At 73.6% G+C, this 13,924-nt stretch carries 10 protein-coding genes; 7 read left to right on the top strand and 3 right to left on the bottom strand.

Annotated elements, in window-relative coordinates:
* Nucleotides 1-140: 140 nt before the first annotated feature.
* A complete protein-coding gene (locus OHA91_RS21615; RefSeq protein WP_245240091.1) occupies nt 141-995 on the bottom strand; it encodes a trypsin-like serine peptidase in 855 nt (284 codons plus the stop codon).
* Between the two features lie 240 nt (nt 996-1,235).
* Between OHA91_RS21615 and OHA91_RS21610 the strand changes: the two genes are divergently transcribed.
* Nucleotides 1,236-2,627, top strand: a complete 1,392-nt coding sequence (locus OHA91_RS21610; protein ID WP_328739785.1) for a ricin-type beta-trefoil lectin domain protein — start codon at nt 1,236-1,238, stop codon at nt 2,625-2,627.
* A gap of 124 nt (nt 2,628-2,751) precedes the next feature.
* A complete protein-coding gene (locus OHA91_RS21605) occupies nt 2,752-3,972 on the top strand; it encodes an MFS transporter (RefSeq protein ID WP_328739784.1) in 1,221 nt (406 codons plus the stop codon).
* A gap of 9 nt (nt 3,973-3,981) precedes the next feature.
* On the opposite strand, the gene OHA91_RS21600 is transcribed toward OHA91_RS21605, so the two are convergent.
* Nucleotides 3,982-5,214, bottom strand: coding sequence for an amidohydrolase family protein (locus OHA91_RS21600; RefSeq protein WP_031150447.1), 1,233 nt, complete (start codon nt 5,212-5,214; stop codon nt 3,982-3,984).
* 132 nt (nt 5,215-5,346) lie between these two features.
* Between OHA91_RS21600 and OHA91_RS21595 the strand changes: the two genes are divergently transcribed.
* The 4 genes from OHA91_RS21595 to OHA91_RS21580 all read left to right on the top strand — a co-directional run bounded on the left by OHA91_RS21595 (nt 5,347) and on the right by OHA91_RS21580 (nt 10,986).
* Complete coding sequence (locus OHA91_RS21595) at nt 5,347-8,871, top strand: BTAD domain-containing putative transcriptional regulator (protein ID WP_328739783.1); 3,525 nt, start codon at nt 5,347-5,349, stop codon at nt 8,869-8,871.
* A gap of 174 nt (nt 8,872-9,045) precedes the next feature.
* Nucleotides 9,046-9,237, top strand: a complete 192-nt coding sequence (locus tag OHA91_RS21590; RefSeq protein WP_266500373.1) for a hypothetical protein — start codon at nt 9,046-9,048, stop codon at nt 9,235-9,237.
* Between the two features lie 162 nt (nt 9,238-9,399).
* Nucleotides 9,400-10,128, top strand: coding sequence for a class I SAM-dependent methyltransferase (locus OHA91_RS21585; protein ID WP_328739782.1), 729 nt, complete (start codon nt 9,400-9,402; stop codon nt 10,126-10,128).
* A gap of 99 nt (nt 10,129-10,227) precedes the next feature.
* The gene (locus OHA91_RS21580) at nt 10,228-10,986 is read left to right on the top strand and encodes an LppU/SCO3897 family protein (RefSeq protein WP_328739781.1); all 759 of its coding nucleotides are present in this window, start codon (nt 10,228-10,230) and stop codon (nt 10,984-10,986) included.
* Here the strand turns inward: OHA91_RS21580 and OHA91_RS21575 are convergent.
* Entirely contained in the window at nt 10,974-12,674 is a 1,701-nt protein-coding gene (locus OHA91_RS21575) for a FadD3 family acyl-CoA ligase (protein ID WP_078959265.1), read from the bottom strand. The genes OHA91_RS21580 and OHA91_RS21575 overlap by 13 nt on opposite strands.
* A 96-nt stretch (nt 12,675-12,770) precedes the next feature.
* On the opposite strand from OHA91_RS21575, the gene OHA91_RS21570 reads away from it, so the two are divergent.
* On the top strand, nt 12,771-13,922 hold the full coding sequence (locus OHA91_RS21570) for a lipid-transfer protein (RefSeq protein WP_328739780.1): 1,152 nt from the start codon (nt 12,771-12,773) through the stop codon (nt 13,920-13,922).
* Nucleotides 13,923-13,924 lie beyond the last annotated feature (2 nt).

Raw genomic sequence — 13,924 nt, 5'->3', positions numbered from 1 at the left:
GCCCGTGGTGCGCCGGCCGGCTCCCGGAGGGGCCGCGAGCGGGACGCCGCCCGCCCCCGCGCGCTCGCTCGTCACGGGGCCGTCCCGCAAGCCCCGGGCCGCCGGGCCGCCGGGTCCGAGGCGTCTCCCCGCCACAGGACCTAGCGGGACGCGGGGGCCTTCGACGTGGCCTTCGTGTAGAGCGAGGCGGCGTACTCCCCCAGCACCGTGCTGGTCGAGACGTCGTCGGTGTCCCCGCCCGTGAGGATGCCGACGACCTTCCCGTCGCGCGCGATCCACGCGCTGCCGCTGGTGCCGCCCGGGAAGTCCGCGCAGTCGAAGCGCTGCTGGGTCGCGCTCTCGCGGACCGCGGTCGCCGTGCAGGTACGGGGGATCTTGCGGTCGGCGGGGTAGCCGGTGACCGTGACCTCCTCGCCGGACCGGCCGGTGGTGTCCAGCACGGCCGCGCCGGTCACGTCCTCGATGGAACGGCCCTGGGCGTCGGGGGCGAGCGTGGCGAAGGCGAGGTCGTAGTCGTCGTCCGTGCCCTCGGCCCAGCGTTCGTCCTCGAAGACCTCTTCGATCTTCCATGTGCCGTACGGGGCCATGTCGTTGGCGTAGGCGGGCGCGAAGACGGCGGTCCCGTCGCCCTGCTGTCCGGCGAGCAGGCAGTGCCCGGCGGTGACGATGAGGTTGCGGCCGGGGCTGTGCACCACGGTGGCGGTGCAGAAGTGGTCGCTGTCCAGGCCGTTGGTGAACAGGGCGCCGGTGAAGGCGGCGGGCCCGCCCGGCGGGGGCGTCACGGCCGGCGGCAGGGTGGTCCCCGGCTGGGCCGACAACTGGGGCTTCGGCGCGTGCGAGCGCGAGGGACCCGTGGGCGAGATCGAGGGCTGCGAGGCCTTCGCCCGCACGGGCGCGGCCGCCTCGGGCGGCGGCGCGAGCTTCGCCACAGCCGCGGAGGCCCCCAGGGCCGCCACCGCACACAGCACTGCCGTCACGACGCTCCGCTTGTCCACCGGCATGATGATCCTTCCGCTTTGCCCTGGCGAAGCATGCCTTGACCGCGGTGCCGGGTGCAAGGCACGCGACGACCCCTGCGTAGTCGGCCCGTCACCGCCGGCAGCCCGCCCCGTGCCGTCAACTCTGGCTCAGGAAAGGGCCTTTGACCGATTGGCCTATCATCTCTTCGATTCTCGCCGCCCCCGCCGTCGCGCGGGCCCGCGGAAAGAGATTCTTGACGAGAGGGCAACGAACACTTGCGATTCACAGGCAAGCACCGGATATCCATCGTTGCCGCGGCGGCCGCGGCCGCGATCGTGGGAACCCTTCAGCTCCCCTCCACCGCGTTCGGCACCGAGGACACCACGGGTACCGCAGGTACCGCGAGCACCGCGGGCATCGAGAGCCCCGCCGACGGCACGGACGGCGCGGACAGCGCCCCGCCGACCGGGGACGGGCCCGACGCCCATGCGGAGGACTCCACCACCCACGGCAGCGACGGCACCGTCTTCAGGAACGGCATCATGTCGCTCGGCACGCAGGCGGCGCCGAAGGCCGCCACCAGGTCGGCGGCGGCCGCCGCGCCCACCACACCCGCCGCGGCCGCCCCGCCGCAGGGCGAGGGCTGGAAGCTGAGCGGCGCGACCAAGTGGCTGACGACCGGCTACACGATCAAGTTCTACGACCAGAAATCCGCGGACTGGCTGGGTCCGTACGTCCAGGCCTCCGCCGCGGACCTGCGCCGCATCACGAACCTCCCGGTAGCCGTCGACACGAAGCCGGTCGGCTGGGACTACGTCCGGCCCAAGGGCGAGGTGATCGTGGGCGTGCTGCACCGTCCGTGCGTCCCGCCGGCCGGCGAAGGCAGCATGGGCAGCACGGGCTGGAAGATCGTCCGTGACGGCACCGGCACCGCCAACCTCAGCTGCGGCTTCACCAGCTCCTCCGTGGCCGAGACCGTGACCAGCGGACACGCCTACATCGACGACTCGTTCTTCACCGCGGCCGGCAAGCCGACCGCCGCGATGGGCGAGACGTACATGCGCAACCACGTCAGCCACGAGCTCGGACACACGCTGGGCCTGGCGCACGCCAACCGCAGCCTGACCAAGAGCGACTGCGTCAAGGGAACGGACTCGGGCCAGTTCCCGGTCATGTGCTCCCCCACCTACGCCTACCAGGACAAGCGGGCGGGCACCTACGTCCAGCAGTACGACGTCCAGGGCCTGCGCCGCCTCGCGGCCGGCGCCGGGGCGACGCTGTCCCCGCAGGGCAAGGTGACCGGGATCGGCTCCAAGTGCCTCGATGTCAAGGGCGGCAAGGCCGCCAACGGCACGCAGATCCAGCTCTACACCTGCAACGGCTCCGCGGCGCAGTCCTGGATCCTGGGCAAGGACGGCACCTTCCGCGCGTTCGGGAAGTGCCTGGACAACGCGCGCAACGCGAGCACCAACGGCAACAAGATCAGCCTCCACGACTGCAACGGCTCGGCGGCCCAGCGCTGGTCGGTCAACGCCAAGGGGCAGATCGTCCACGTGGCATCGGGCAAGGTCCTCGACGTGGCCGGCGGCGCGACCGCCAACGGCACGGTGGTCCAGCTCTACACGGCGAACACGAACAAGCGCCAGGTCTGGGTCACCCCGAAGTAGCCCGGTCCCGAACGGCGACGGGCCGCCCGCACGCAGCGGGCGGCCCGTCCGCGTGGGGAACGCGGGCAACGCGTAGGGAAGTTGACCGATCCGCACCGACCCGCCTTAGCAGCACGCTGGCACCATGGGCGACTGGGGAAGCGGACGGGTCCTGCGGGACCGCAATGCGGGGCTCTACCTGCTCGGGGTGGTGGTGTCCGGGTTCGGCACGACGGCCATGTGGCTGGTGGCCGGGATCTGGGTGAAGTCGCTCACCGGCTCGGACAGCCTCGCGGCGCTGACGGTGTTCGCCATGTGGGCGCCGGTGCTCGCCGGTCCGGCGCTGGGAGTGCTCGCCGACCGGCTGCCGCGCCGGCCCCTGCTGGTGGCCGCCTGCCTGGTGATGGCCGTACTGCTGCCGGCCCTGTGCCTGGTCGACTCGGCCGGCCGGGTGTGGCTGCTCTTCGCCGTCCTCCTCGTCTACGGGATCTGCGGCACGCTCCACGAGGCCGCGGAGGCCGCCCTGGTGGCGAAGGCGGTCGACGTCCGCCTCCTCGGCGACTTCAACGGGCTGCGGATGACGGCCGGCGAGAGCATGAAGCTGCTCGCGCCGCTGGCGGGCGCCGCCCTGTTCACCCGGTTCGGCGGGGCGTCGGTGGCCCTGCTCGACGCGGTGACGTTCGCCCTGGCGGCGGGCCTGTTCGTACTGCTGCGGGTGGACCGGGACGCAACCGAGCGGGTGGGCCCGCGGGCGGGCGGCCTCGCCCAGGCGCTGGAGGGCGGCCGGCAGCTGTGGGGCTCACCGGTGCTGCGCCCGCTGGTGGCGGCGGCCGCCGCCGTGATGTTCCTGGCCGGGATCAACGGCGCGGTGGTCTACGCGGTCGCCGACGACGTCCTCGGCCGCACGCCCGCCTACGTGGGGGTGCTGTACGCGGTGCAGGGCGCGGGTTCCGTCCTGAGCGGGCTCGTCGCGGGCCCGCTCCTGCGGCGCATGCCGGTACGGGTGTTCACGGCGGCCGGCACCGCCCTGTTCGCGCTGGGGTGCGGCGGGCGGGCGCTGCCGTCCGAGGCGGCGGCCCTGGTCGGCAGCGCGCTGATCGGCGCGGGCCTGCCGTGCGTGCTGATCGCCGCGCTGACCACCGTGCAGCGCGAGGTCCCCGACTCCGTCGTGGGCCGCACCGCCGCCACCGCCAACACCCTGGTCTTCGTACCGAACGCGCTGGCCCTGGCGCTGGGCGCCGGGCTCGTCGCCCTCGTGGACGTGACGCTGCTGCTGCCGGTGCTCACGGCGGTGGGCCTGGCCGTCTCGCTCCTGCTCGTGACCGCGCCGGTCGGCACGGTCACGAGCCGTCGGGCACCGGCCTGACCGGGCCGCTCAGGCGGCCGAGCCCGGTCCCGGCCACAGGCCGTCCGGGGTGAGCCCGAGGAGGTCGATCGCGTTGCCGCGCACGATGCGGTCGACCGCGTCCGGCGCCAGGTGGCCCATCTGCGCCTCGCCGACCTCGCGGGACTTCGGCCAGGTGGAGTCCGAGTGGGGGTAGTCCGTCTCGTAGAGGACGTTGCCGACGCCGATCGAGTCGAGGTTCTTCAGGCCGAAGGCGTCGTCGAAGAAGCAGCCGAAGACATGGCCGGCGAAGAGCTCGGACGGCGGGCGGAGCACCTTGTCCGCGACCCCGCCCCAGCCGCGGTTCTCCTCCCAGACCACGTCCGCGCGCTCGAGGATGTACGGGATCCAGCCGATCTGGCCCTCCGCGTACATGATCTTCAGGTTGGGGAAGCGCTCGAACTTGCCACTCATCAGCCAGTCGACCATGGAGAAGCAGCAGTTGGCGAAGGTGATGGTGGAGCCGACCGCCGGCGGGGCGTCCGCGGAGGTGGACGGCATGCGGGACGAGGAGCCGATGTGCATGGCGATGACCGTGCCGGTCTCGTCGCACGCCTGCAGGAAGGGGTCCCACTCGTCGGTGTGGACGGACGGCAGGCCCAGGTGCGGGGGTATCTCCGAGAAGGCGACCGCGCGCACGCCGCGCGCCGCGTTGCGGCGGACCTCGGCGGCGGCCAGCCGGGCGTCCCAGAGCGGGATCAGGGTGAGCGGGATGAGGCGGCCGCGGGCGTCGGGGCCGCACCACTCCTCCACCATCCAGTCGTTGTAGGCCCGTACGCCGAGGAGCCCCAGCTCACGGTCCTCGGCCTCGGTGAAGGTCTGGCCGCAGAAGCGGGGGAAGGTCGGGAAGCAGAGGGCCGACTGGACGTGGTTGACGTCCATGTCGGCGAGCCGGTCGGGAACCGAGAAGGATCCGGGGCGCATCTGCTCGTAGGTGATGACTTCCAGTTTGATCTCGTCGCGGTCGTACCCGACGGCGGTGTCGAGTCGGGTGAGCGGCCGGTGCAGGTCCTCGTACACCCACCAGTCGCCGATCGGGCCGTCGTCGCCCGGGGCTCCCATGACGGGTGCGAACTTGCCTCCGAGGAAGGTCATTTCCTTCAGCGGGGCGCGGACGATGCGGGGACCGATGTCGCGGTACCTGGACGGGAGCCGGTCCCGCCAGACGTTGGGGGGCTCAACCGTGTGGTCGTCCACCGAGATGATCTTCGGGAAGGTCTCCATGGCTCATACGGTAGCGCTGATCTGACGAACCGTCAGCTAGTTGGTCTGTGATCGGTCATGGACGGGCTGACGTGTACGCGCGAGACAGGGCAGACTGACCCTTACACCGACGGAAGGCAGGGGGGACGACAGATGGACGGCGTACCGGCCATCCCGCACCCGCGGAAACACCCCGAGGCCCGTGCGGCTGCCGCCGCGTCCGAAGCCGGCCCCACGGCCCGCCCCGCCGGTCCCGTACCGCCGACGACCACTCCCGGGGCGCGCCCGCAACCCGGCACGGCCGAGCCCGCCGCGGCGGGTACCGCTGTCCCGCCCCGGCCCGCGACCCGCGCCACCGGGCCCGCCTCCGCCGGAACCACGTCCGGCCGGGGCGCCGCCGCAGCCGCGACCGGCCCGGCGCGCACCGGCACCCCCGCGGGCAACCCGCACACCGCACGCCCCGCCGACGCCGGTGCCACATCCGGCCAGGGCCACGCCGCCGACGCGGCAGGCGCTGCGGCCCCGGCACGCGCTGCCGCGGGCCCCACCACCGACGGCTCGGACCCGACCCGCGCCTCGGAGCCGGCCCGCGCCACCGCCGCCGGCGGCGAGACCCCCGAGCCCGCCGAGCCCGCCGAGCCCGCCGCGGACGGCACGGCCCCGGCCCGCGCCGGTGCTTCCGCCGGAGGCGACAGCGCCGGGCCCACCACGGACCGGGCCGCCGAGACCGCCGCAGCGGGCACCACCCCGGGTGCGGCAGAGCCCGCCGCAGGCGAGTCGCGGTTCGCCGTCCTCGGGCCCGTGCGCGCCTGGCGGGGCGGCGAGGCCCTGCCCTCCGGCACCCCCCAGCAGCGCGCCCTGCTCGCCGTACTCCTGCTGCGCGACGGCCGCACCGCCACCGCACCCGAACTCATCGACGCCATCTGGGGCGAGGACCCCCCGCAGCAGGCCCTCGCCACCATCCGCACCTACGCCTCCCGCCTGCGCAAGGTCGTCGCCCCCGGCCTGCTCGTCACCGAGTCCGGCGGCTACGCCATCCGGCTGCGCTCCGCCGCCACCCTCGACCTCGGCGTCGCCCGCAGCCTCGCCGCCGACGCCGACAGCGCCCGCGCCGCCGGGGACCGCTCCCTCGCCCGCACGCTCCTGGCCCGCGCCCTCGACCTGTGGGAGGGCGAACCCCTCGCCGGGGTCCCCGGCCCGCACGCCGAGACCGAGCGCACCCGGCTCGCCGAATGGCGCCTCCAGCTGCTGGAGACCCGCCTCGACCTCGACCTGGAGGTCGGACACCACGCCGAGGCCGTCTCCGAGCTGACCGCCCTCACCGCCGCCCACCCGCTGCGCGAACGGCTGCGCGAGCTGCTCATGCTCGCCCTCTACCGCAGCGGCCGGCAGGCCGAGGCCCTCGCCGTCTACGCCGACACCCGCCGGCTCCTCGCCGACGAACTCGGCGTCGACCCGCGCCCCGAACTGGCCGCGCTCCAGCAGCGCATCCTGAACGCCGACGCCGACCTGGCCCGCGCGGAAGACCCCGCCCCGGCAGCCGCCGCAGCTCCTGTGAGGCCCGCCCAATTGCCCGCGACCGTACCCGACTTCACCGGCCGCTCCAGCTTCGTCCACGAGCTCGGCACGATCCTCTCCGGCGGCGCCCAGGACCAGGTCATGGCCGTCTCCGCGCTCGCCGGCATCGGCGGCGTCGGCAAGACCACCCTCGCCGTGCACGTCGCCCACGCCGCCCGCCCGCACTTCCCCGACGGCCAGCTCTACGTCGACCTCCAGGGCACCGACGCCCGCCCCGCCGAACCGGAGGCCGTCCTCGGCTCCTTCCTGCGCGCGCTCGGCACCCCCGACACCGCGATCCCCGACTCCCCGGCCGAACGGGCCGCGCTCTACCGCTCCACCCTCGACGGCCGCCGCGTCCTGGTCCTCCTCGACAACGCCCGCGACGCCGCCCAGGTCCGCCCGCTGCTGCCCGGCACCGCCGGCTGCGCCGCCCTCGTCACCAGCCGCGTCCGCATGGCCGGCCTGGCCGGAGCCCATCTCGTCGACCTCGACGTGATGAGCCCCGACGAGGCCCTCCAGCTCTTCACCCGCATCGTCGGCGAGGAACGCGTACGCGCCGAACGCCAGGCCGCCCTCGACGTCGTCGGCGCCTGCGGGTTCCTGCCGCTGGCCATCCGCATCGCCGCCTCCCGGCTCGCGGCCCGCCGCACCTGGACCGTCTCCGTCCTCGCCGCCAAGCTCGGCGACGAACGCCGCCGCCTCGACGAGCTCCAGGCGGGCGACCTCGCCGTCAAGGCCACCTTCGAGCTCGGCTACGGCCAGCTGGAGCCGGCCCAGCAGCGCGCCTTCCGCCTCCTCGGCCTCGCCGACGGCCCCGACATCTCGCTGTCCGCGGCCGCCGCCGTCCTCGACCTGCCCGAGTACGACACCGAGGACCTCCTGGAGGCTTTAGTCGACTGCTCCCTGCTCGAATCCGCCGCCCCCGGCCGCTACCGCTTCCACGACCTCGTACGCCTCTACGCGCGTGCCTGTGCCGAACGCGACGAGCAGCCGGCGAGCGAGCGCGAGGCGGCCCTGGACCGCCTCCTGGACTTCTACCTGGCCACCGCCTCCGGGGTGTACGCGCTGGAGCGCCCCGGCGACCGGCTGCCCGCACATCTGTCCGACACCCACTACCCCGGGCTGGTCTTCGCCGAGCCGCGCGCCGCCCTGGACTGGCTGTACACCGAGGCCGGGCCGCTGCTCGCGTGCGTGCGGCAGGCCTCCGTACGGGGCGGCGACTCACCGGTGCTGCGCCGGGCCGTCGACCTGCTGTGGGCGGCCAAGGACCTGGCCGAGTCCGGGGCCAACTCCAAGCAGTACGAGTCGGCGGCGACCGCCCTGCGCGACGCCGCCCAGGCCGCCAAGGACCCGTACGCCGAGGGCCGCGCCCGCACCACCCTCACCAACGTGCACCTCGTCGCCGGCCGCTTCGCCGAGGCCGACGACGAGGCCCGCCAGGCCACGGCCCTGGCCCGCGAGGCCGGCGACCCGCTGCCCAGCTGCTGGGCGCCCAACGACCGCGGGATCATCGCCCTCTACGAGGGACGGCACGCGGACGGCGAGCGCTACCTGCTGCAGGCCATCCAGAACTTCCGCGCCGACGGCAACAACGTCGGCGAGGCGAGCGCCCTGTGCAACCTGTCCCGCATCCACGTGGAACTGGGCCGCCTCACGAGCGCCATAGACCTCGCGCAGCAGGGCATCGCCATCTACGACCGGATGGGCCTGTCCCTGCGGCTGGCCAACGGCCGCTACGCGCTCGGCATCGCGCTCACCCAGGCGGGCCGCCTCGGCGAGGCCCTCGCGCAACTCACCGAGGCGCTCGCGCTGTTCCACGACAACCGGCAGCCGCTGTGGGAGGGCGTGACCCACTTCCGGCTCGCCGTCGCCCACCTCGCCGCGCGCCGGCCCACGCTGGCCGCCGCTCACGCCGAGCAGGCCATCGCGCTGCGCGGCATCGGCGGGGAGTGGCGGCGCGCGACCGTGCTGACCGTGCTGGGCAAGGCGCTGCGGCGGCTGGGCCAGACGGACCGGGCGCGGGCGTGCTGGCGGGACGCGGAGACGGTGTTCAAGCAGCTCGGCTCGGCCGAACTGGGCGAGGTACAGAACCTGCTGGCCACGGAGATCGCAGCCTGACCTGCGAGGACGCCCGTTGAACGGGGCGTTCATCGTTCGTTTATCGCCGAACGGCACGATAGGTGCATCGACCCGGTGCGTCGGGGGACATCCGGGCCGATTGGAAGGATCACCCGTTCGGCGGTCATCGGGGGAATCGCCGAACGGGTCCCACCCATCCACCAGGAGAAACCGATGACGACGAACGAGAACACCCTGCCGAACGACGGCACCGTCAAGCCGCTCGACAACCACGCCTCGGGCGTCGAGATCGAAACCCTGGACAACCACGCGTCGGGCATCGAGATCAAGCCGCCGACCGAGGACCAAGCCGCGGGCGAGGAGATCCAGACGCTGGACAACCACGCGTCCGGTCCGCGCCCGTAGCAACCGCACGACGTACGGGGGAGCCCACGGGGGAAACGGGGGGCTCGGGGGAGCAACGGGGGGACGGCGGTCGCGGTGGCCCGGAGGGGGAGCCACCGCGACCGCCGCGCACGTATGCCCGGGAGCCCGGCCGGGCTCCGCGGCGCGGCATAGGCTGGGGGCGTGTTCTCCTCCCACGGGCCGAGCGTCCGCGAACTGGCAGTGCAGGGCCTCTCCTCCGTCGAGCGGGGCTACGACCTGCTGGCGCCGAAGTTCGACCACACCCCCTTCCGCACCCCGGACCGGATGCTCGACGCGGTCGAGGAGACCCTCGCCCAGCAGGAGGGCACCTTCGGCGCCGGCCTGGACGTGTGCTGCGGCACGGGCGCCGGCATCGGCATGCTGCGGCGGCTGTGCCGGGACCGGGTCACCGGGGTGGACCTCAGCGCGGGCATGCTCGCCGAGGCCGGGCGCACGCACACCGGCGACGACCGCGTGGACTTCGTACGGGCCGACGCGCGGGCCCTGCCGTCCGACCTGGCCGGCTCCTACGACCTGGCGGTCAGCTTCGGGGCCTTCGGCCACTTCCTGCCCTCCGAGCGGCCCGCGCTCTTCTCCGGGGTCCGCTCCGCGCTGCGCGAGGGCGGGGTCTTCGCCTTCCCGATCGGCGCCCCGATCCCGCCGAGCTCACCGGTGTGGTGGGCGGTGACGGGCTTCGACGCCGCGATGCGGGTGCGCAACGCGGTGTGGCGGCCGCCGTTCGTCATGTACTACCGGACCTTCCCGCTGAGCGGGGTGCGCACCGACCTGCGGGCGGCCGGCTTCACGGTGGAGACGGTCCCGCTGGAGCACTTCGGGCGGCAGCCCGGCGGCGCTCCGCGCTGGCGGCTGGTCCTGGCCCGCCGCCTCTGAGAGTCGGCGGAACGGCTGCGTCACCTTCAGGACACCGGGCACAATTCGTGAGGAACCGTCAGGCAGCCTGCGCACCACCCTCACTCCTTGGAGCAGCCGGTGTCGTCACAGGAAATGCTCATAACGATCACTCCGCAGCAGGCCGCCCACGGTGTGATCCTCCCCGTGGAGCTGCCGTCGGGCCCGGTCCGCCTGCGCATACCGCCCTGCCGGCACGGCGACCTCGTCAAGGTCCGCGTCGGCGCCGAGGAGGTACTGCTGCGCATCCACGTGTCCGGTGCGGGCGCGGCCTGGATCGCGGGGGCCGGCGGCATCACTCCGCCGCCCACGACGGACACGGCCCGGCAGCAGCCCGCCCCGGCCCCGCAGACGGGCGGCGGGCGCGGCTGCCTGGTGGGGCTCGCCGCCGCCGCGCTGCTGGTCATCGGCTTCTTCGTGCTCAGCGGCGGCGACGGCGACGACGCCAAGCCCACCGCCGATGCGACCCCCACCTGGCCGTCCTCGTGGACGCCCTCCCCCACCCCCTCGCCCTGGACATCGGCTCCCGAGGCCGCCGCCACCCCGTACAGCCCCGAGCCGAGCCCCGAGCCGAGCCCCTTCGACCGCGGCACCTGCCTGAACGGCCGGCTCCCGGACTCGACGACGCCCCGCAGCGTCAGCGGCGTCGAGGAGGTGCCCTGCTCGGCGTCCGACGCGCACTACCGGGTGATCGAGAGCATCCCCGGCACCTCGGACCTCAACAGCTGCAACGACAACCCGAAGACCCAGTACGCCTTCTCCTACCGCTACATGCGCGGCTCGATCGTCCTCAACCAGTACGTGTACTGCCTGGTCGGCATGGGCTCCTACGCCCGCTGACCCGGGCCGCTCCGGCCCCGGCCGCCCTGGCGGGCGCGGAGTTCGCGTTTGAGGACCTTGCCGCTCGCGTTGCGCGGCAGTTCGGTGACGAACTCCACCGCGCGCGGGACCTTGTAGTTGGCCATCTCCCGCCGGGACCATGCGATCAGGTCGTCGGCGGTGAGGGTGGAGCCGGGGCGGCGGACCGCGTAGGCCTTGCCGACCTCGCCCAGGCGCGGGTCGGGGACGCCGACGACCGCGACGTCCGCGATGTCCGGATGCAGGCCGAGGAGTTGCTCTATCTCGGCCGGGTAGGCGTTGAAACCGCCGACGATGAACATGTCCTTGATCCGGTCGGTGATGCGCAGGTTCCCGTGTCCGTCCAGGACGCCGACGTCGCCGGTGTGCAGCCAGCCGTCCGGGGTGATCGCCGCGGCCGTCTCGTCGGGGTCCTCGAAGTACCCCTGCATGACGTTGTAGCCGCGGACCGCGATCTCGCCGGCCCGCCCGGCCGGCAGCGGCCGCCCGCTGCCGTCCAGGACCGCGACCTCCGTGTCAGGGATGGCCCGGCCCGAGGTTGCTGAGACGACCGCGGCGGGGTCGCCGCGGCGGCACATGGTGACGATGCCGCCGGCCTCGGAGAGCCCGTAGGCGGTCAGGACGGTGGCGATGTGCAGTTCCTCGCGCAGGCGCTCGACGAGCCGTAGCGGGACCACGGCGGCGCCGGTGACGACCAGGCGCAGGGCGGAGAGGTCGTGGTGGCCGCGCTGCGGGTGGTCCAGGAGGGACTGGTGCAGGGTGGGCGGGCCGGGCAGGACGGAGATCCGTTCCGCGGCGACGTTGGCGAGGACGGTGTCCACGTTGAAGACGGACTGCGGGACCATCGTCGCCCCCCGCATCAGGCAGGCGATGATCCCGGCCTTGTAGCCGAAGGTGTGGAAGAAGGGGTTCACGATCAGGTAGCGGTCGCCCTCGCGCAGTCCGGCGAGCCCGCTCCACACGTCGTAGCAGCGCAGGGACTGGGCGTGGGTGATGACCGCGCCCTTGGGGCTGCCGGTGGTGCCGGAGGTGAAGATGATGTCGGAAGGGGCGTCGGGGCTGATGGCTTCGGCGCGCTCGCGGACCGCCTCCGCCGTGACCCGGTCCCCGCCCGCGAGGAAGTCCTTCCAGGTGCGGAAGGTGTCGGGGGCGTCCTCGGCGAGGACGACGACCTGTTCCAGGTGCGGCAGCCCGGGCAGGGGGCCGCGGCCGGGCCCCTCGGCGGCGGCCCGGCGCAGGGAGGCGACGTAGGAGGTGCCGAGGAAGGTGCCGGTGACGAAGAGCAGCCGGGCCCGGCTGCGCTGCAGGACGTACGCCGCTTCCGCGCCCTTGAAACGGGTGTTGAGGGGCACGAGGACCGCGCCCGCCGAGACGGCGCCGAGCGCGGAGACGATCCAGTCCAGGGTGTTGGGCGCCCAGACGGCGACCCGGTCGCCGGGCTCCACGCCGGCGGCGACGCAGGCCGCGGCGGCGCGTTCGACGCGCTCCCCGAGCTGCGCGTAACTGATCCGGACGCGCCCGTCGACGACGGCCTCGAGGTCGCCGTACCGTGCCGATGCCGACCGGACGAGCCCCGCTATGGTGCCCCAGCGCAGGTCTCCGCGCGCGTCCTCGCGTACGCCTGCGAGCGCGTCCCCCGTCACGTCCTCGCGCAGCCCGTCGTCGCCCATGCGTGTCACCCTCCCGCGAACCCAGTAGCTGACTATCCGTCAGATTAGCTGTAGCCTTCGCGGCTGTCAGTACTGGCGCACTCCCCGGAGGTGGCGATGGCGGCAACGCTCAAGGACGCTACGGCGATAGTCGGCATCGGCCAGACCGCCTTTGCCAGACATCTGCCGCAGTCCGAGAAGGAACTGGCCTGCCGGGCGATCCTGGCCGCCCTCGCCGACGCCGGCATCGACCCCGGCGAGGTCGACGCCTTCTCCTCCTACACCATGGAGGAGACCGACGAGGTCGAGGTCGCCAAGGCCATCGGCGCCGGCGACGTCACCTTCTTCTCCAAGATCGGCTACGGCGGCGGCGGTTCCTGCGCCACCGTCGGCCACCTCGCCGCCGCCGTCGCCACCGGCCAGGCCACCGTCGGCGTCGCCTGGCGCTCCCGCAAACGCGGCTCCGGCCCGCGCCCCTGGAAGAACACCGCCGTCCAACTGCCCACCCCCGGCCAGTGGACCCGGCCCTTCGGCCTGCTGCGCCCCGCCGACGAGATCGGCATGCTGGCCCGCCGCTACATGCACGAGTACGGCGCCACCCGCGACCACCTCTTCAACGTGGCCATGGCCTGCCGCAACCGGGCCAACGAGAACCCCGCCGCGATGATGTACGAACGCCCGCTGACCCGCGAGATGTACATGACCTCCCGCATGATCAGCGACCCGCTCTGCCTCTTCGACAACTGCCTGGAGACCGACGGCGCACTGGCCTGCGTGATCGTCTCCGCCGAACGGGCCCGTGACTGCCGCAACAAGCCCGTCTACGTGCACTCCGCCGCCCAGGGCCTGCCCTCACAGCACCACGGCATGGTCAACTACTGGAACGACGACCCCTTGTCCGGGCCCGCCTGGACCGCCGCCCGCCACCTGTGGAAGCAGGCCGACTTCGGCCCCCAGGACGTACACGTCGCCCAGATCTACGACGCCTTCACCCCGCTCATCCCGCTCTCCCTGGAGGGCTACGGCTTCTGCGGCCGCGGCGAGGGCGCCGCCTTCACCGAGGGCGGCGCCCTGGAACTGGGCGGCCGGCTTCCCATCAACACCGGCGGCGGCGGCCTGTCCGAGGCGTACGTACACGGCTTCAACCTGATCAACGAGGGCGTCAAACAACTGCGCGGCGTCTCCACCGCCCAGGTGCCGGACGCCACCACCTGCCTGGTGACGGCGGGCGAAGGCGTCCCGACGTCCGCGATCCTGCTGAGGAGCTGACC

This window comes from Streptomyces erythrochromogenes, assembly GCF_036170895.1.
GTDB lineage: Bacteria > Actinomycetota > Actinomycetes > Streptomycetales > Streptomycetaceae > Streptomyces > Streptomyces erythrochromogenes.
The sequence above is the reverse complement of the archived record's forward strand: the minus strand, read 5'-3'. Positions and strand labels throughout refer to the sequence as shown.